General features: G+C 74.2%; 11 protein-coding genes and 3 tRNA genes. 7 read left to right on the top strand and 7 right to left on the bottom strand.

All coding sequences use genetic code 11. The features are described 5' to 3' along the window. Positions 1-39: 39 nt before the first annotated feature. Together ABD249_RS08600 and ABD249_RS08605 are read left to right on the top strand one after the other, a co-directional pair. Positions 40-2,067, top strand: a complete 2,028-nt coding sequence (locus tag ABD249_RS08600) for a beta-galactosidase (protein ID WP_344342656.1) — start codon at positions 40-42, stop codon at positions 2,065-2,067. Positions 2,068-2,131: 64 nt separating this feature from the next. After that, the gene (locus ABD249_RS08605; protein ID WP_344342658.1) at positions 2,132-6,076 is read left to right on the top strand and encodes an RICIN domain-containing protein; all 3,945 of its coding nucleotides are present in this window, start codon (positions 2,132-2,134) and stop codon (positions 6,074-6,076) included. A 312-nt stretch (positions 6,077-6,388) separates the two neighbouring features. On the opposite strand, the gene galE is transcribed toward ABD249_RS08605, so the two are convergent. From galE to galT, 3 genes are read right to left on the bottom strand one after another with little or no spacing between them, the layout of a single operon-like run. Next, positions 6,389-7,369, bottom strand: a complete 981-nt coding sequence (gene galE / locus ABD249_RS08610; RefSeq protein ID WP_344342659.1) for a UDP-glucose 4-epimerase GalE — start codon at positions 7,367-7,369, stop codon at positions 6,389-6,391. Beyond that, the gene (galK, locus tag ABD249_RS08615) at positions 7,366-8,511 is read right to left on the bottom strand and encodes a galactokinase (RefSeq protein WP_344342661.1); all 1,146 of its coding nucleotides are present in this window, start codon (positions 8,509-8,511) and stop codon (positions 7,366-7,368) included. The genes galE and galK overlap by 4 nt, the downstream gene beginning before the upstream one ends. Further along, positions 8,504-9,637 (bottom strand): galactose-1-phosphate uridylyltransferase, encoded by a 1,134-nt coding sequence (galT, locus tag ABD249_RS08620; RefSeq protein ID WP_344342663.1) that lies wholly within the window; start codon positions 9,635-9,637, stop codon positions 8,504-8,506. The genes galK and galT overlap by 8 nt, the downstream gene beginning before the upstream one ends. A 118-nt stretch (positions 9,638-9,755) precedes the next feature. Between galT and ABD249_RS08625 the strand changes: the two genes are divergently transcribed. Next, positions 9,756-10,568: a DeoR/GlpR family DNA-binding transcription regulator gene (locus ABD249_RS08625; protein WP_344342665.1), complete on the top strand. Its 813-nt coding sequence runs from the start codon at positions 9,756-9,758 to the stop codon at positions 10,566-10,568. Positions 10,569-10,583: 15 nt separating this feature from the next. On the opposite strand, the gene ABD249_RS08630 is transcribed toward ABD249_RS08625, so the two are convergent. Both ABD249_RS08630 and ABD249_RS08635 read right to left on the bottom strand, forming a co-directional pair. Next, a complete protein-coding gene (locus ABD249_RS08630) occupies positions 10,584-10,988 on the bottom strand; it encodes a DUF3151 domain-containing protein (protein WP_344342667.1) in 405 nt (134 codons plus the stop codon). Positions 10,989-10,997: 9 nt separating this feature from the next. Next, on the bottom strand, positions 10,998-11,909 hold the full coding sequence (locus ABD249_RS08635) for a LysR family transcriptional regulator (RefSeq protein WP_344342669.1): 912 nt from the start codon (positions 11,907-11,909) through the stop codon (positions 10,998-11,000). Positions 11,910-12,032: 123 nt separating this feature from the next. Between ABD249_RS08635 and ABD249_RS08640 the strand changes: the two genes are divergently transcribed. Continuing rightward, on the top strand, positions 12,033-15,491 hold the full coding sequence (locus tag ABD249_RS08640) for a bifunctional proline dehydrogenase/L-glutamate gamma-semialdehyde dehydrogenase (RefSeq protein ID WP_344342670.1): 3,459 nt from the start codon (positions 12,033-12,035) through the stop codon (positions 15,489-15,491). Between the two features lie 94 nt (positions 15,492-15,585). Here the strand turns inward: ABD249_RS08640 and ABD249_RS08645 are convergent, their stop codons facing one another. Both ABD249_RS08645 and ABD249_RS08650 read right to left on the bottom strand, forming a co-directional pair. Next, on the bottom strand, positions 15,586-17,052 hold the full coding sequence (locus ABD249_RS08645) for a phospholipase D-like domain-containing protein (RefSeq protein ID WP_344342671.1): 1,467 nt from the start codon (positions 17,050-17,052) through the stop codon (positions 15,586-15,588). Further along, complete coding sequence (locus ABD249_RS08650) at positions 17,052-17,540, bottom strand: YajQ family cyclic di-GMP-binding protein (protein ID WP_344342673.1); 489 nt, start codon at positions 17,538-17,540, stop codon at positions 17,052-17,054. Before ABD249_RS08650 ends, ABD249_RS08645 begins: the two co-directional genes overlap by 1 nt. A 112-nt stretch (positions 17,541-17,652) precedes the next feature. Here ABD249_RS08650 and ABD249_RS08655 point away from each other — a divergent pair. From ABD249_RS08655 to ABD249_RS08665, 3 genes are all read left to right on the top strand, one after another. Continuing rightward, positions 17,653-17,734 (top strand) — tRNA-Tyr (locus tag ABD249_RS08655). A 47-nt stretch (positions 17,735-17,781) separates the two neighbouring features. Further along, positions 17,782-17,870: transfer RNA gene (locus tag ABD249_RS08660), tRNA-OTHER, on the top strand. Positions 17,871-17,917: 47 nt separating this feature from the next. After that, a tRNA-OTHER gene (locus ABD249_RS08665) sits at positions 17,918-18,006 on the top strand. Positions 18,007-18,048 lie beyond the last annotated feature (42 nt).

An 18,048-nucleotide genomic window follows, 5' to 3' on the forward strand; every position in this document is an offset into this window, starting at 1 on the left:
CCACCTCGTCCGCCCCCTCGACCCCTCGGAAGGACCCCCATGACCCACGTGCAGCGCTGGGTGCGCTGGCCGGACGGCCGCGCCCGCATCGGCTACGGCGCCGACTACAACCCCGAGCAGTGGGACCGCGAGGTCTGGCCCGAGGACGTCGCGCTCATGCGCGAGGCCGGGGTCAGCATCGTGACCGTGGGGGTCTTCTCCTGGGCCATGCTGCAGCCCGAGCCCGACCGGTTCGACTTCGGCTGGCTCGACGAGATCATGGACCTCCTGCACGAGGCCGGCATCGCCGTCGACCTCGCGACCGCGACGGCGTCCCCGCCGCCGTGGCTCACGCGCCTCCACCCCGAGGTGCTGCCGGTCGACGAGCGCGGCGTCGTGCTCTCGCCCGGCGCGCGCCAGCACTGGCGCCCCACCTCCCGCATCTTCCGCGAGCTCGCCCTCGGGCTCGTGACGCGCATGGCAGAGCGCTACGGCACCCACCCGGCGCTCGCCGCGTGGCACGTCAGCAACGAGCTCGGCTGCCACAACGTGCACGACTACTCCGACGAGGCCGCCGACGCGTTCCGCGTCTGGCTCGCCGACCGCTACGGCGACGTCGCGACGCTCAACGACGCATGGTCGACGACCTTCTGGTCGCAGCGCTACGCCGACTTCGCCGAGGTGCTGCCCCCGCGCGCCACGACGTCGTTCGCGAACCCGACGCAGCAGCTCGACTTCTCCCGCTTCTCGTCCGACGCCCTCAAGGAGTACCTCGTCGCCGAGCGCGAGGTGCTGCGCGCCATCACGCCGGACATGCCGATCACGACGAACTTCATGATCATGGGCGAGACCAAGGCGATGGACTACGCCGACTGGGCCGCCGAGGTCGACTTCGTCTCGAACGACCACTACCGGCACCCCGGCCCGCAGGACCTCGACGAGCTGAGCTTCTCGGCGAACCTCACGAGCGGCGTCGCGGGCGGCGCGCCCTGGTACCTCATGGAGCACTCGCCGTCGGCGGTGAACTGGCAGCACGTCAACGTCGCGAAGCCCGCGGGCGAGCTCGCCCGCGACGCGCTCGCGCACCTCGCGCACGGCGCCGACGCCATCGCGTACTTCCAGTGGCGCCAGTCGCGCGGCGGCGCCGAGCGCCACCACTCCGCGATGGTGCCGCACGCCGGCTCCGACTCGCGCATCTTCCGCGAGGTCGTCGGCCTCGGCGCCGTGCTCGACGAGCTCGCCGACGTCGCGGGCTCCCCGCGCCACGCTGCCGACGTCGCGATCCTCTTCGACTGGGAGTCGTGGTGGGCCGTCGACCTCGACTCGCAGCCCTCGTCGCTGCTGCGCTACAAGCAGGAGGCGCTCGACTGGTACACCGCGCTCCTCGACGCTGGCGTCCGCGCCGACGTCGTGCCGACGAGCGCGACGCTCCCCGCCGGTGGGCTCGTCATCGTGCCGATGCTGCACATCGTCACCGATGCCGTGCGCGCCCGGCTCGACGCGCACGTCGCCGCCGGCGGATCCGTGCTCGTCACCGCGTACGCCGGCATCGCCGACGAGCGCCTGCACACCGAGCTCGGCGGCTACCCCGGACGCCTGCGTCACCTGCTCGGCGTGCGCGTCGACGAGCTGCTGCCCGTGCTCGGCCTCGACACGATCCACGTCGACGGCGCGACGGCGACCCTCTGGAGCGAGCGCGTCGAGCTCGCCGAGGGCACCGAGGTGCTCGCGACCTTCGACGACGGCCCGGCCGCGGGCGGACCCGCCGCCACGCTGCGCCGCGGCGCCGACGGCAGCGGCGTCGCCGCCTACGTCGCGACCATCCCCGGCATCGAGCTGCGCGCACGCCTGCTCGCCGACGTCCTCGAGGCCGCCGGCGTCGCGAGCACGCTGCCGGCGTCGCTGCGCGGCCGCGTCGAGCTCGTCGAGCGTGGCGAGGCCGGCGCGTGGCGCTTCCTCGTGAACCGCGGCGCCGAGCCCATCGCCCTCGACGACGACGCCCTCGGCGCCGTGCACGTCGCCTCCGACGGCTCGCACGACCGCGTCGTGCCCGCGCGCGGCGTGCTCGTGCTGCGCAGCGAGGACTGACCCACCCGACCCACGACGGCGCCCGGCGCCACCATCCCACCATCCCGACGAAGGAGTCGAGACGATGCACGCACCGAGACGACGCGGCCTCGCGGCCGCGCTCGCGATCGCCACGGCGGTGTCCGGAGGGGTGCTCGTCACCGCTCCGGCGCCGCCCGCGTCCGCGGCCACCGAGGTCACGATCACGCCCAACCCCGCCTACCGGCTGAGCGACTTCCAGGGGTGGGGCACCTCCCTCGTCTGGTTCGCCAACGCGACGGGCGACTACCCGCCCGAGCTGCGGCAGGAGCTCTTCGACCGCCTGTTCGGCGAGGAGGGGCTCGACCTCAACGTCGCCCGCTACAACATCGGCGGCGGCAACGCGAGCGACGTGCCCGACTACCTGCGCCCCGGCGCGGCCGTCGAGGGCTGGTGGGCCGAGCAGCTCGACCCCGCCGCAGGTGCGACGTCGACCTACGACGACCGCGCGGACTTCCTCGCCGAGTGGGACCCGTCCGACCCCGCCTCCTACGACCTCGACGCCGACGCCACCCAGCGCTGGTGGGTCGACGCGATCGCCGAGGAGCAGGGCGACGAGATGGTCTGGGAGGCGTTCAGCAACTCCCCGCCGTACTTCATGACGAACAGCGGCTTCGCGACGGGCAGCCTCACGTCGACCGACGAGTCGGTCATCCCCGACCCGGCGGTCGCCGAGGCCTTCGCGACCTATCTCGCGACCGTCGTGGCCGAGATGGAGTCGGACCACGGCATCGACTTCCAGACGCTCGCGCCCTTCAACGAGCCCTGCAACGGCTACTGGGGCACGAGCGTGCCCGCGGGCGCGCAGTTCCCGACGCTCGGCGGACGCACCCAGGAGGGCGCGCAGATCTGCCCCGGCCCCGGGCCCGGGCAGCAGCAGGCGATCCTCGCCGAGGTCGAGCAGGCGCTCGTCGACGCGGGCCTCGACACCGACATCTCGTCGAACGACGAGACGAACCCGGCACGCTTCAACACCGCCTGGAACGGCTACTCCGCCGAGGCGCGCGACGACGTCGACCAGATCAACGTGCACACCTACGGCACGGGCGGCCGCGAGGTGACGCGCGACATCGCGCGCGCCGAGGGCCTGCCGCTGTGGATGAGCGAGGTCGGTGGCAACTGGGTGAGCGGCGAGGGCTTCGACCCGCTCACGATCGAGGGCGGCCTCGGCATCGCGCAGCACATCACGAACGACCTGCGCATCCTGCAGCCCGACGCGTACGTGCTGTGGCAGGAGGTCGAGGACCTCTACAACATGGAGCAGGTCGAGCGGCTCAACTGGGGCTCGGTCTTCATCGACTTCGACTGCGCCGAGCCCGGCACCGAGGGCTACTCGGTGCGCCGGCTCGACGACGCCGGATGGACCGAGGGCGACGCGCTGCCGGAGTCGGCACGCTGCCAGGTCGTGACGAACTCGAAGTTCGACACGCTGCGCAACTTCACCCACTACATCCAGCCCGGCTCGACGATCATCGCGACCGACGACGCGCAGACGACCTCGGCCATCACGCCCGAGGGCGACGGCGCCGCCATCGTGCACGTCAACGCCGGCGAGGCCCGCACGGTCACGCTCGACCTGTCGCGCTTCGGCGCGCTCGCACCCGGCGCGACGGTCACGCCCGTCGTGACGACCGAGGCGGACTCGATCGACGCTCCGTCGTCGAACGCGCTCGTCGAGGGCGCGCCCGTCGCGATCGACCCGACGACGATGACCGCGACGCTCGAGGTGCCCGCCGGCTCCGTCACGACCTTCGTCGTCGACGGCGTCTCGGGCGTCGCGGACGACGCGCTCGCGTTCGACGACGGCGACGCCGTCTCGCTCGCCGGCGTGCAGAGCGGCCTGCCCCTGTCGGCGCAGGCGCCCGCGACGAGCGGCAACGCCCTCTCGCTGCAGGGCCTGCCCACGACCGTCGAGGCCGCGCAGGCCCAGGCGTTCACCTTCCACGCGGCACCCGCCGCCCCGGGGAGGCCGAACGACCTGCGGTTCGCGATCGAGTCGGGCGACGGGCGGTTCCTCGCCGCCGGCGCATCCGGCACGCAGCTCGTCGCCTGGACCGAGGCCGAGGCCGTCGGGCAGGCGGCGACGACCTGGGTCACGACGACCCGCGACGGCGTCACGTTCTCCTTCCTCAACGTCGCGACGGGCCGCGTGCTCGACGTGAACGGCCAGGGGAGGACGCCCGGGACGGCCGTCGGCGTCTGGACGACCGCCGATGCCGAGAACCAGCGGTGGGTGCCGCGAACGCTCACGGCGCTCGGCGCCGCGGACGTCGCCGTGCGCACCTCCGTCGGCGTCGCCCCGGTGCTGCCCGCCACGGTCGAGCCCATCTACGCATGGGGCGCCGGCGCCCCCGTCGCGGCGACGTGGAGCACGGAGGGCCTCGACTGGTCGCAGCCGGGCACGGTCGTCGTGCAGGGCAGCGCCACCGACCTGTACGGCCAGCCGCTCGCCGTGGAGGCGACGGTCGAGGTGGGTGCGCTGACGCGCACCGATCCCGTCTCGATCACGGTCGTCGAGGGCACGACCGCGGCGGAGCTCGCCGCGGCGGTGCCGTCGACGGTGCCGGCCCGCGTGGCCGCCTCGGCCTCGGCGTTCGACGTGCCGGTCACGTGGGACCTGTCCACCGTCGACGACGCGGCGCTCGCGCAGCCGGGCGTCGTGACGGTCTCGGGCACGGCGGATGCGGACGGCACGCCGCTGCCCGCGACGCTCTCGGTGCTCGTCACCGCGGGTGCGCCTGCCAACCTGCTGACGATCGACGGCGTCGTCGCCTCCGCGACGTTCACCGAGCCGAACTACTCGGCGAACGCGACGCGGAACGGCGACCTGACCGACAAGGGCTGGTCGAACTGGGTGGGCGGCACGAAGCGCGCGAGCGACACGCTCTCGTACGTGCTCGTGGAGCCCGCGCAGCTCGTCGACGTCCGCGTCACGTTCTTCCGCGACGGCACGTCGTGGGCGAGCAGCGTGCAGTTCGAGGCGCGCGTCGACGGTGCGTGGACGCCGGTGGGCGGGCCGACCCCCGTCACGGTGCCCGGCTCCGGCGCTCCGTTCGCGGAGGTCGACCTCGGCGGCGTGACCGCCGACGCGGTCCGCGTGGTCATGACGGCGCAGCCGAACGCGCACATGGTCGTCGCCGAGGTCGAGGTGCGCGGGCTGCTCGTCGCCCCGGCGTCGACGGCGTCGCTCGTCGAGCTGCGCGTCGACGGGGAGCCCATCGCGGGCTTCGACCCGGCGACGCTCGCCTACGACGTCGACGTGGCGGGCTCGGCCTACCCCCGCCTGGACGCCTTCGCGCTCGACGGTGCCGCGAGCGTCACCGTGACGCAGGCGACCGACGAGCGCGACGGGATCGCCGAGGTCGTCGTCGTGTCGGCGGACGGCACGCAGACGCAGACGACGACCGTCGCGTTCGCGCGCTCCGCGGTCGTGACGGGCGTCGAGCTCGTCGGCGAGGCGGTCGCGGGCTCGACCGTCGCGGTCGCCGCGGCGACCGACCCGGCGGACGCGACCATCGCGGTGCGGTGGCTGCTCGACGGCGAGCCGCTCGCGGCCGCCGGCGACGCCGCCGCGGCGGAGTCGGCCGGCGTCGTGCTGCCCGGCGACGCCGTGGGAGCGCGACTGACCGCCGAGGTCGTCGCATCGGCCGAGGGCTTCGCCGACAGCGAGGTGCGCGTGCTCGATGCGGGCATCGTCGTGGCGGCGCCCGTGGAGCCGGAGCCGGAGCAGCCCGGTCCGGGCGAGCCGGGGCAGCCCGGGCAGCCGGGTCAGCCGGGTCAGCCGGGTCAGCCCGGTCAGCCGGGTCAGCCCGGTCAGCCAGGCGGTCCCGGTCAGCCCGGTCAGCCCGGTGGTGCAGGCTCCGGTGCGGGGGCACTCCCGGTGACGGGAGCCGACGCCGCGTGGACGCCGGCGCTGCTGACGGCCGCGCTCGTGCTGGCGATGCTCGGGCTCGCGCTCGGCGCGCGCTCGCGAGGTCGCGCCGAGGGCTGAGCCCAGGCTGCACGGCGACGGGGCCTGGATCCACGGATCCGGGCCCCGTCGTCGTGCGCGGTGATGGTCGCGGCCCTTCGAGGCTCGCGGCGCGGATCCTGAGGAGGCCGCGACAGAGCCGCAGCCGTCTCGAAGGGCGCACCTCAGGGAGCGGGGGGAGGGAGCGGGTAGAGGGAGCGGGCGGGCGCTCGCGCGTCGCGGCCCTTCGAGGCTCGCGGATCCTGAGGAGGCCGCGGCAGAGCCGCAGCCGTCTCGAAGGGCGCACCTCAGGGAGCGGGCGGAGGGTGCGGGCGGAAGGCGCGGGCGGGTGCGTCAGGCCGACGCGGCCTGCGCCGCCGACCACGCCGACGCGACCATCGCGTCGATCGTGTGCCGCATCCGCCAGTCGAGGTCGCGGGCCGCGAGGGTGCCGTCGGCGACGATCGAGGCGGGGTCGCCTGCGCGTCGCGGGGCGATGCCGGGCGTGAAGTCGATGCCGGTCGCGGCGGCGATGGCGCGCATGAGCTCGAGGTTCGAGGCGCCCGCACCCGAGCCGAGGTTGTAGACGGGCTCGAGCGGCTCGCCGCGCTCGAGGCGCTCGGCCGCGGCGACGTGGGCGAGGGCGACGTCGGCGACGTGGACGTAGTCGCGCACGTTCGTGCCGTCGGGCGTGGGGTAGTCGTCGCCGTTGATCTGCGGCGTCCTGCCCTCGGCGAGCACCGCGAGCACCTTGGGCACGAGGTTGTGCGGGCTCGTGTCGCGGATGCGGTCGCTGCCGGAGCCGATGACGTTGAAGTAGCGCAGGGCGACGCTCGCGAACGCGCGGCCCTCGAGGGCCGCGGCGGCGCGCTCGTCGGCGAGCAGCCACTCGCCGACGAGCTTCGTCTCGCCGTACGGCGACTCGGGTGCCGTCGCGGTCGACTCGGTGACGCGGTCGACGTCGGGCGTGCCGTAGACGCCGGCGCTCGACGAGAAGACGATGCGGCGCACGTCGGCGTCGCGCATGGCCTCGAGCAGCTCGACGGTCGCGGTGACGTTCTGCCGGTAGGCGTGCAGCGGCCTGCGCACCGACTCGCCCGCGTACTTGTAGCCGGCGAGGTGGACGACGCCCGCGACGTCGCCCGCGAGCGCGCGATCGAGGGCGGCGCGATCGAGCAGCGAGCCCTCGACGAGCTCGGCGCCGTCGGGCACGAACGCCCGGTGGCCGCTCGAGAGGTCGTCGAGCACGACGACGTCGCGACCCGACGCGAGCAGCGCCTCGGCGACGTGCGCGCCGATGTAGCCGGCGCCGCCCGTGACGAGCCAGCGCGTCATCGGTCTGCTCGCGAGGCGCCGGCGCTCGCGCGCACCGCGAACGCGACGGGCTCGGGGTGCCCCTCGGCGACGACGCGCTCGGCGACCGCCGCCGCGATGGCGTCGGCGCGGTCGACGTCGACGAGGGCGATGCACGCGCCGCCGAACCCACCGCCGGTGATGCGCGCGCCGAGCGCGCCCGCGGCGATCGCGGCGTCGACGGCGGCGTCGACCGCGGGCACGGAGGCCTCGAAGTCGTCGCGCATCGACGCGTGCGCGGCGGTGAGGATGGGGCCGAGGTCGCGCGGGCGGCCCGAGCGGACCGCCTCGGCGGCATCCAGGCAGCGCTGCGTGTCGGTCACGATGTGGCGTGCGCGACGCGCGAGCGCGTCCGGCAGGGGAGCGATGGCGTCCTCGAGCCCGTCGACGGGCACCTCGGCGAGCAGGGCGACGCCGAGCAGGCCCGCGGCCTCCTCGCACTCGCGCCTGCGGATGCCGTAGCCGCCGGTCGTGTGGTCGTGGCGCACCGTCGAGTCGACGACGAGCACGGCGAGGCCTGCGGCGTCGAGGCCGAGCGGCACGACGTCGACCGAGCCGGCGCCGAAGTCGAGCAGCAGGGCGGCGTCGGCATGGGACAGGAGCGCCGCCGACTGGTCGAGCGTGCCGGTAGGGGCGCCGGCCACGACGTTCTCGGCGCGCTGGCAGAGGACGACCATCGCCTCGCGGGTCGTGTCGAGCGCCCACAGCTCGACGGCGGCGACGCACACGGCCGCCTCGAGGGCGGCGGAGGAGGAGACGCCGACGCCGACGGGCACGTCGGAGTCGATGAAGAGGTCGAGGCCGCGCACGCGGTCGGCGGCGCCCTCCGCATCGAGCAGCGCCCACAGCACGCCGAGCGGGTAGGCGCTCCAGCCCGTGGCATCCGCGAGGTCGGCGATGCGGACCTCGACGACGCCGTCGGCGAAGGCCGTGCCGACGCGCACGAGGTCGTCGTGCCGCAGCGACGCCGCCACGACGGCGCGGCGGTCGATCGCGATTGGCATGCTCGCGCCGCCGTTGTAGTCGGTGTGCTCGCCGACGAGGTTGACGCGGCCGGGCGCCGACCAGACGCCGGTCGCGTCGTGGCCGTACGCGGCGAGGAAGCCGGCGGCCGCGTCACGCATTCGCGCGCTCCCGCTCGGTGCGGACGGAGCCGGCGGCGGCGTCGTCGCGGGCATCGACCCGGGCGAGCGCGTCGCGCAGGCGCTGCGCGCCGTCCTCGGGCGTCGTGTCGCCGACCCACGCGCCCATCGCGGCCTCCGAGCCGGCGAGGAACTTCAGCCGGTCGGCGGAGCGGCGCGGCGACGTGATCTGCCACGTGAGGCGCACGAGCTCGCGATCGGTGGTCACGGGCGCCTGGTGCCAGGCGGCGATGTACGGCGTGGGCGTCGGGTAGAGCGCGTCGACGGCGCCCAGCAAGCGCAGCGACAGCGCGGCGAGGTCGTCGCGCTCGGCGTCGTCGAGGGCGGCGAGGTCGGGGACGTGCCTGCGCGGCTGCACGTGCAGCTCGAGCGGCCAGCGCGCGGCGAAGGGCACGTAGGCGACCCAGTGCTCGGTCTGGGCGACGAGGCGGGCGCCGTCGCGCTCGGACTCGAGGACGGCCCCCTGCAGGTCGCCGCCGTGCTCGTGGATGGCGCGGACGAGCTGCTGCGTGCGCGGCGTGACGTACGGGTACGCGTAGATCTGCCCGTGCGGATGGTGCAGCGTCACGCCGATCTCGACGCCCCGGTTCTCGAAGACGAACACCTGCTCGATGCCCGGCATGGCGCTGAGGGCGGCGGTGCGGTGCGCCCACGCGTCGATGATCGTGCGGGCGCGCTCGAGCGTCTGCGTCGCGAACGATCCGGTGTGCTCGGGACTGAAGCACACGACCTCGCAGCGGCCGATCGCCGTCTGCTGCTGCTCGAGGGCGCTGCCGCCGACCTCGGCCTCGCCGAGCGCGGGGCCGAACGCGGGGGAGCGGTTCTCGAAGACCGCGACCTCGTAGACGTCGGGGATCTCGCTCGGGTTCGTCGGCGACTGCGGCGCGAGCGGGTCGAGGTCGGCGGGCGGCAGGTGCACGCGGCCTTGGCGGGCGGAGGCGAAGGTGACCCACTCGCCCGTGAGGGGATCGCGGCGCAGCGCCGGCGTCGCCGGCCGCGCGTCGAGGGGGCGGCGATCGGGGCTCGGCGTGCGGTCCGGGCTGCCGTCGGCGTCGAAGTAGAGCAGCTCGCGACCGTCGGCCAGCGTGGTTGCCGTCACTCGTGTCATCGATCTCTCTCCTCGACGCGGTCGCGCGCAGGATGCGCAACGATGCGATGGACCGATACTATGACATTCTGTTCGCTTTTGTGTGACTTTGTGGGCGAATCTGTTCGAAGGAGCACGCATGGTGCACGTCCCGCTCGCCACGGACCGTCGCGATCGCATCCTCGACCTGCTCCGCAGGCAGCGCGCCGTGCGCATCTCCGAGCTCGCCGACGACTTCGGCGTCTCGCCCATGACCGTCCGCCGCGACATCGAGGCGCTCGAGGCGGACGGCGTCGTCGAGCGCGTGCACGGCGGCGCGCGCCTGCCGCTCCTGCACGAGCAGGCCGAGCCCGAGCCGCAGCAGAAGGCGCTCCTGCAGCCGGGTGAGAAGCACGCGATCGCGCGCGCCGCAGCCGACCTCGTCGTGCCGGGCACCGCCATCGGCATCGGCTCGGGCACGACGACGCTCGAGCTCGCGCGCGTCCTCGCCGAGCGCGAGGACCTCGACGGCCTCACGGTCGTCACGAACGCGCCCGCGGTCGCCGACGTCCTCGGCGGCGTCGAGGCCGTGACCGTCATCCTCATCGGCGGCGTGCGCACGATCTCCGGCGCCCTCGTCGGGCCCATCGCCACGAGCGGCATCCGTCAGCTCAACCTGCACACCCTCGTGATCGGCTGCCACGGCATCGACCCCGAGCGCGGCGCCACGGCGCCCAACCTGCTCGAGGCGGAGGCCAACCGCGCGTTCATGGCGCAGGCCGCCACGACCGTCGTGCTGGCCGACGCCACGAAGTGGGGCGTCGCCGGGCTCGCGACCTTCGCGCCGTTCGACGAGATCGACGTCCTCGTCACCGACGACGCCCTCGCCGACGCGCACGTGGGGACGCTCGCCGAGCAGGTCGAGCGCGTGCTCCTCGTCGAGCCGGCGACGGGATCCGTGCGCCGCGCCTGACGACGCGGCGTCGCGTCAGTCGAGCAGCTGGGCCGCCGCCTCGTCGCTCGAGTCGCGCAGGAACTGCCTGCACCGCTGCGCCTCCACGTCGTCGCCGACGAGCTCGGAGGCGTGCGCGAGGGCCGCGAGCGAGCGCAGGAAGCCGCGGTTCGGCTCGTGCGACCACGGCACGGGCCCGTGGCCCTTCCAGCCGCTGCGGCGCAGGGCGTCGAGCGAGCGGTGGTAGCCGGTGCGGGCGAAGGCGTACCCCTCGACGGTCTCGCCGGAGGCGAGCGCCTCCTCGGCGAGCATCGCCCATGCGAGCACCGAGTCGGGGTGCGCGACCGCGACCTCCCGCTCGTGGGCACCGTGGCCGATCGCGGCGGCTCCCGGGTCGGCGGGGAGCAGGGTCTCGGGCGGGCCGTCGAGGAGGTTCTGCATGCGTCGAGCCTACGGCGGCGTCGAGCGGGCGCTGCCGGGCGTCGGCAGCGCGGCGAAGACGGCTCCGAGCGCGCCCCGCACGAGGTGCACGGCCTCGTCGCCGCGCGAGGCGGTGCGCGTCGCGGCGAAGACCTCGCGCACCGGGGTGCCCGGCAGGTCGAGCAGGCGCATGCCGAGCGTGCCGGCGGCGAGCGCGAGGTCGGGCAGCAGCGCGACGGCGTGCCCGGCGGCGACGAGGCGCGCGTGAGCCGCGAGGTCCGTCGCCTCGAACCGCACGTCGGGCTCGAAGCCCGCCGCGCGGCACTGCTGCGTCGCCCAGGCGCGCACGGCGGTGCCCTCGGGCTCGAGCACCCAGGCGCGGTCCGCGAGGTCGGCGATCGACGTCGCCCGATCGTCGGGCGGGACCGCGATGCGGATGGGGTCGTGCCCGAGCGGCGAGCGATCGATGCCGTCGCGCAGCGGGCGCGCGTGCCCGGGGTACTGCTCCGCGACCACGACGTCGAACGCGCGCGCGGCGAGCTCGTCGAGCGCGGTCTCGGGCGGCAGCTCGGTCATCGTCACCCGCAGCCCGGGATGCCTGCCGGCGAGCAGCGACAGCGCGGGCGGCACGAGCATCTCGGCGGCGGTCGGCATGACGGCGATGCGCACGACGGCCGTCGTCGACGCCGAGGCGACGGCGACGCGCGCCTCCTCGTCGAGCGCGAGGGCGCGCGCGGCGTGCTCGGCGAGCAGTCGGCCGGCGTCGGTGAGTCGCAGCCTGCGGCCGTCGGGCTCGGTGAGCGCCGCGCCCGCCTCGCGCTCGAGCAGGGCGAGCTGCTGCGACACCGTCGACGGGCTGTAGGACAGGGCGGCCGCGACCGCCGCGATCGTGCCCCGCTGCGAGAGCTCGAGCAGCAGGCGCAGTCGTCGCAGCTCGAGCATGCCGCTCCCATCGTTCGATGATCTCGAACGGTCATCATCGCAGATGGTCGCTGTTGCCGATGGGTCGCTCGGGTGCACGCTGCGAGGAGGGACGCGCGCGCGACCCGGGAAGCGACAGGCATCATGACGACGACGCAGCCTCGGACCGACCGACCCGCCGACGAGGTCGCAGGCCTCGCCGACGAGGCGATCGCCCTCGTTCGGAGGTGGCTCGACGAGAGCAGGCACGAGCCCGTCGACGCCGCGGCCAGCAGGCTCGCGGGCGTGCTCGGCGACGAGCACGGCCTCGCCTTCACCGTCGGATTCGTCGACGGCGTCGTGCGGCCCGAGGACCCTGCGGTCGCCGCGCGGGCGCTGCGCGACCTCGTGCCGCTCACGCCCCGCTTCCTGCCGGCGCCGCTGCGGTGGGCGATCGCGCTCGGCGGCGCCGTCGCCCCGCTCGCCCCGCGCCCCGTCGTCGCCGTCGCGCGACGCGTGCTGCGCTCGATGGTGCGCCACCTCGTCGTCGACGCGACCGACGCGCGCCTCGGCCGCAGCATCCGCACGCTGCGCAGCACCGACGGCGTGCGCCTCAACGTCAACCTGCTCGGCGAGGCGATCCTCGGCGACGAGGAGGCCGCCCGCAGGCTCGAGGGCACGCGCAGGCTGCTCGAGCGGCCCGACGTCGACTACGTGTCGATCAAGGTCTCCTCGACCGTCGCCCCCCACACGCCGTGGGCGTTCGACGCCGCGGTCGACGACGCCGTCGAGGCGCTGCTGCCGCTCTACCGCCTCGCGGCCGAGACGCCCGGCGGCTGCTTCATCAACCTCGACATGGAGGAGTACAAGGACCTCGACCTCACGCTCGCGGTCTTCATGCGCATCCTCGAGGCGCCCGGGCTCGAGGCGCTCGAGGCCGGCATCGTCATCCAGGCGTACCTGCCCGACGCGCTCGCGGCCATGCAGCGGCTGCAGGCGTGGGCGGCCGAGCGCGTCGCCGCCGGCGGCGCCGCCATCAAGGTGCGCGTCGTGAAGGGCGCGAACCTGCCGATGGAGCGCGTCGACGCCGAGGTGCACGGCTGGCCGCTCGCGACGTGGGGCTCGAAGCTCGAGACCGACGCGTCGTACAAGGCCGTGCTCGACTACGCGCTGCGACCCGAGCACGTCGCGAACGTCCGCATCGGCGTCGCGGGCCACAACCTCTTCGACGTCGCGCTCGCATGGCTGCTCGCCGAGCGACGCGGCGCCTCGGCCGGCATGGACGTCGAGATGCTGCTCGGCATGGCGACGGCGCAGGCCGCCGTCGTGCGTCGCACCGTCGGCTCCCTCCTGCTCTACACGCCCGTCGTGCACCCCGCGGAGTTCGACGTCGCGATCGCCTACCTCGTGCGCAGGCTCGAGGAGGGCGCGTCGCACGAGAACTTCATGTCGGCCGTGTTCGAGCTCGGCGACGACGACGCGCTGTTCGCCCGCGAGCGCGACCGCTTCCTCGCCGCGATCGCGGCGATGCCCGCGACGACGCCTCCGCCCGCCCGCACGCAGGACCGCACGCTGCCGCCGGCACCCGCACCGCGCGGCACGTTCGACAACGCCCCCGACACCGATCCGAGCCTCGCGGCCAACCGCGCATGGGGCGACGGCATCCGCGCCCGCATGGCGGGATCCCGCCTCGGGATCGAGACGGCGGAGGCCGGCGTCGTGCGCGACGCCGCGCAGCTGGACGCGCTCGTCGCCGAGACCGTCGAGGCCGGGGCGACCTGGCGCGCGCTCGGCGCCGAGGCCCGCGCCGAGATCCTGCACCGTGCAGGCGACGTCCTCGAGCGCCGCCGCGCCGACCTCCTGGAGGTCATGGGCGCCGAGTGCGGCAAGGTGCTCGAGCAGGGCGACCCCGAGGTGTCGGAGGCGATCGACTTCGCGCACTGGTACGCCGAGCAGGGCATCGCCATCGCCCGCATCCCGGGCGCGACGCCGGCACCCGTCGGGCTGACGGTCGTGACCCCGCCGTGGAACTTCCCCGTCGCGATCCCCGCGGGCTCGACGCTCGCGGCGCTCGCGGCGGGCTCGCCCGTCGTCGTGAAGCCGGCGCGGCAGGCCCGTCGTTCCGGCGCCGTCATGGTCGAGGCGCTGTGGGAGGCGGGCGTGCCGCGCGACGTGCTGCGGTACGTGCAGCTGGGCGAGCAGTCGCTCGGCAGCCACCTCGTCGGCCACGCGGCCGTCGAGCGCGTCATCCTCACGGGCGGCTACGAGACGGCCGAGCGATTCCGCGCCATCCGCCCAGACCTGCCGCTGCTGGCCGAGACGAGCGGCAAGAACGCCATCGTCGTCACGCCGAGCGCGGACCTCGACCTCGCCGCACGCGACGTCGCCGCCTCCGCCTTCGGGCACGCGGGCCAGAAGTGCTCCGCGGCGTCGCTCGTCATCCTCGTGGGCTCCGTCGCGACCTCGAAGCGCTTCCGCAGGCAGCTCGTCGACGCCGTCCGCTCGATGCCGATCGGCATGCCGTGGGAGGCCACGAGCAAGGTGGGCCCGCTCATCGGGCCCGCCGAGGGCAAGCTGCTCGGCGCCCTCACGACCCTCGAGCCCGGCGAGCGGTGGGTGCTCGAGCCCGAGCGGCTCGACGACGCCGGTGCGCTCTGGCGTCCCGGCATCCGCGAGGGCGTGCAGCCCGGCTCGCCGCTGCACCTCACGGAGTACTTCGGGCCCGTCCTCGGCATCATGACGGCCGCGACGCTCGACGAGGCGATCGCCCTCGTCGACGCCATCGAGTACGGGCTGACGTCGGGCATCCACGCGCTCGACGAGGACGAGGTGCAGCGCTGGCTCGCCGGCGTCCAGGCGGGCAACCTCTACGTCAACCGCGGCACGACGGGCGCGATCGTGCGTCGGCAGCCGTTCGGCGGCTGGAAGCGCGCGGCGGTCGGTGCCGGCACGAAGGCCGGCGGGCCGAGCTACCTCGTCGGCCTGACCGACTGGGAGGACGCGCCGACCTCGACCGGCGAGGTGGACGGCCTGGGCGCGGCGGCGGTCGCCGCCGCGGCCGCCAGCGCATCCGAGCAGGACCTCGCCTGGCTGCGCGGCGCGCTCGCGACCGACGTCGAGGCGTGGCGCGAGCTCGGCGCCGTCCACGACGCGACGGGCCTCGAGACCGAGCAGAACGTCCTGCGCCACCAGGCCGTCCCCGCCGTCGTGCGCGCCGAGGGCGCGTCGGTCGCCGAGGTCGTGCGCATCGCGGCCGCCGGCATGCGCGTCGGCGGCAGCGTGGTGCTCAGCACGCGGGATGCGCTGCCCGCGGAGGTCGGCGCCTGGCTGCGCGACGGCGGCGTGCAGGCCGTCCTCGAGGATGCCGAGGCGTGGGCGGCGCGGGCCGGTGGCCTCGTCGCCGGTGGCGGGCGCGTGCGCCTCGTCGGCTGCGACGCCCGTGCGACGGCGGACGCCGTTGGCGGCTCGCCCGCCGTCGCCCTCTACCGCGGGCCCGTGCTCTCGGCCGGCCGCGTCGAGCTGCTGACGTTCGTGCGCGAGCAGGCCGTGTCGATCTCGGCGCACCGCTTCGGCACGCCGCGCCGCCACGAGGTGCCCGCGCTCGCCCCGGCCGCGTCCGTCTGACGCCCGCGGCTCCGCATCGCAGGCGATCCGTGGTGGCCGAGGGGATGCTCCCTCGCGACCCGGGCCACCTGCGATGCGCGCGCGGGCGCGGCGACTACTGCAGCGCGGAGGTCAGGCGGGCGACGTTGTCGAAGATCTGCCCGATGCGCGGGCGCTCGAGCCACGCCTCGAGCGTGAGCTCGCTCGACGCGTGCCGGTAGCGCTCGGCGACCTCGCGCAGCCGCTCGGCCATCTCCGGCCCCTCGAGCAGCATCGAGATCTCGAAGTTCAGGCCGAACGAGCGCATGTCGATGTTCGACGAGCCGAAGATCGAGTGCTGGCCGTCGAAGACCATGAACTTCGAGTGCAGCACGATCGGCTCGCGGTACAGCCAGATGCGCACGCCGGCGCGCAGCAGCGACTCGTAGTACGAGCGCTGCGCGTGGAAGGTCCAGAACTGGTCGCCGATCGCGCTCGCGAACAGCTCGACGCGCACGCCGCGCATCGCCGCCGACGTGATGGCGTACGACATGGCATCGTCCGGCACGAAGTAGGGGCTCACGATCGTGATGCGGTCGACGGCCGCGTGGATGCACTCGAGGAACAGCCGGAGGTTGTTCTCGCCCTCGAAGCCGGGGCCGCTCGGCACGACGGACGCCTCGACCTCGCCGGGTCGCCCTGGGTCGCCCTGGCCCTGGTCGACGAGCTCGTTCGTCTCCGCCCACCAGTCCGCGAGGAACAGCACGTCGATCTCGCGCACGACGGGGCCGCGCACCTCGAGCCACGTGTCCTTCCACTCGAGGCCGCGCTTGACGTTCTTCGTCCACAGGTAGGTGGGATCGACGAGGTTGAGCGAGCCCATGAAGCCGACGTCGCCGTCGACGACGAGCAGCTTGCGGTGGTTGCGCAGGTCGGGGCGCTGCCACTGGCCGCGCAGCGGACGCAGCGGCAGCATGTCCTGCCACTGCGCGCCCATCGCCTCGAGCCGGTCGACGGTCTCCTTGCGGCGCGGGTATCGCACGCTCGTGACGTGGTCGACGAGCACGCGCACGTCGACGTCGCGCCCGCGGGCGCGCTCGAGCGCCGCGAAGAACGGCTCGGTGCGCTCGCTCGCGACGATCAGGTAGAACTCCACGTGCACGTAGCGCTCGGCACCGTCGATCGCGCGCACCATCGACGCGACCTGGTCGTCGAACTCGTCGTGCACGACGCACGCGTTGCCGCCGAGGTGGGGGAGCGACGTCTGCGCCCGCAGCATCTGCAGCACGCCGGGCAGCCACTCGACCGAGCGCTCGGGATCCTCCTCGTCGGGGATGTCGCGCGTCACCTCGCCGATGACGCCCTGCAGCGCGCGCATCTTGCGGCGACGCCCGCGCGGCAGCCGGTTGTGCCCGAGCGTCGCGAAGATGATCCAGCCGAGCATGGGCTGCACCATGATGAGCAGCAGCCACGCCATCGCGGCGGGCGGGCGACGGTTGTACGGCACGACCGCGACGGCGGCGATCCGCAGGAGGACGTCGACCACGACGATGGCGACGGTGAGCCCCTGCCCGAGCCCGGTGTCGGGCAGGAGGTCGAGCATCAGCGGAAGTTCACGAACTGCAATGCGATGTCGACGTCGGAGCCCTTGAGCAGCGCGATGGTCTGCTGCAGGTCGTCGCGCGACTTCGACTGCACGCGCAGCTCGTCGCCCTGGATCTGGCTCTTCACCGTCTTGGGCGCCTGCTCGCGGATGATCTTCTGCACCTTCTTCGCGTCCTCGGTGCTGATGCCGTTCTTCAGGCCCACCTCGATGCGGTGCTCCTTGCCGGACGGATACGCGTCGCCGACGTCGAGCTGCTTGAGCTCGATGCCGCGCTTCACGAACTTCGACTGCACGACGTCGAGCACCGCCTCCACGCGCTCCTTCGAGGAGGCCTTGAGGAGGATGCGCTCGCCCTGCCACGCGACGTCGGCACCGACGCCCTTGAAGTCGTAGCGCTGCTCGACCTCCTTGCGGGCCTGGTTGACCGCGTTCTCGGCCTCCATGGGATCGACCTTGCTGACGACGTCGAACGAGGAATCTGCCATGCGATCGAGTATGCCGGATGCCGCCCCGGCAGCGGCCCGGAGGCCGGATCGCGGCGCGTGCACGCCGGATCCCGCGCGGCACGCTATCCTGGCTTCTGCCCTTCGGGGCGATGGCGAGTTACCCAAGCGGCCAAAGGGATCTGACTGTAAATCAGACTGCTCAGCATTCGGGGGTTCGAATCCCTCACTCGCCACGTTCGGCCCCACCTCTCGAGGTGGGGCCTTCCTCGTTAACGGGCCAGGCGCGCAGTCGGGGTGCGGTGCATCCAGGCGCGAGCGGCTGTACATCAGACTGCTCAGCATTCGGGGGTTCGAATCCCTCACTCGCCACGTTCGGCCCCACCTTCCGAGGTGGGGCCTTCCTCGTTCACGGGCCAGGCGCGCAGTCGGGGTGCGGTGCATCCAGGCGCGAGCGGCTGTACATCAGACTGCTCAGCATTCGGGGGTTCGAATCCCTCACTCGCCACGTTCGGCCCCACCTTCCGAGGTGGGGCCTTCTTCGTTCACG

It is taken from the genome of Agrococcus versicolor, assembly GCF_039531815.1.
Classification (GTDB): domain Bacteria; phylum Actinomycetota; class Actinomycetes; order Actinomycetales; family Microbacteriaceae; genus Agrococcus; species Agrococcus versicolor.

Excerpts from the sequence above, each read along its gene's own strand:
- ABD249_RS08600 (WP_344342656.1), top strand. The coding sequence starts at position 40 with ATGACCCACGTGCAGCGCTGGGTGCGCTGGCCGGACGGCCGCGCCCGC.
- ABD249_RS08605 (WP_344342658.1), top strand. The coding sequence starts at position 2,132 with ATGCACGCACCGAGACGACGCGGCCTCGCGGCCGCGCTCGCGATCGCC.
- galE (WP_344342659.1), bottom strand. The coding sequence starts at position 7,369 with ATGACGCGCTGGCTCGTCACGGGCGGCGCCGGCTACATCGGCGCGCAC.
- galK (WP_344342661.1), bottom strand. The coding sequence starts at position 8,511 with ATGCGTGACGCGGCCGCCGGCTTCCTCGCCGCGTACGGCCACGACGCG.
- galT (WP_344342663.1), bottom strand. The coding sequence starts at position 9,637 with ATGACACGAGTGACGGCAACCACGCTGGCCGACGGTCGCGAGCTGCTC.
- ABD249_RS08625 (WP_344342665.1), top strand. The coding sequence starts at position 9,756 with ATGGTGCACGTCCCGCTCGCCACGGACCGTCGCGATCGCATCCTCGAC.
- ABD249_RS08630 (WP_344342667.1), bottom strand. The coding sequence starts at position 10,988 with ATGCAGAACCTCCTCGACGGCCCGCCCGAGACCCTGCTCCCCGCCGAC.
- ABD249_RS08635 (WP_344342669.1), bottom strand. The coding sequence starts at position 11,909 with ATGCTCGAGCTGCGACGACTGCGCCTGCTGCTCGAGCTCTCGCAGCGG.
- ABD249_RS08640 (WP_344342670.1), top strand. The coding sequence starts at position 12,033 with ATGACGACGACGCAGCCTCGGACCGACCGACCCGCCGACGAGGTCGCA.
- ABD249_RS08645 (WP_344342671.1), bottom strand. The coding sequence starts at position 17,052 with ATGCTCGACCTCCTGCCCGACACCGGGCTCGGGCAGGGGCTCACCGTC.
- ABD249_RS08650 (WP_344342673.1), bottom strand. The coding sequence starts at position 17,540 with ATGGCAGATTCCTCGTTCGACGTCGTCAGCAAGGTCGATCCCATGGAG.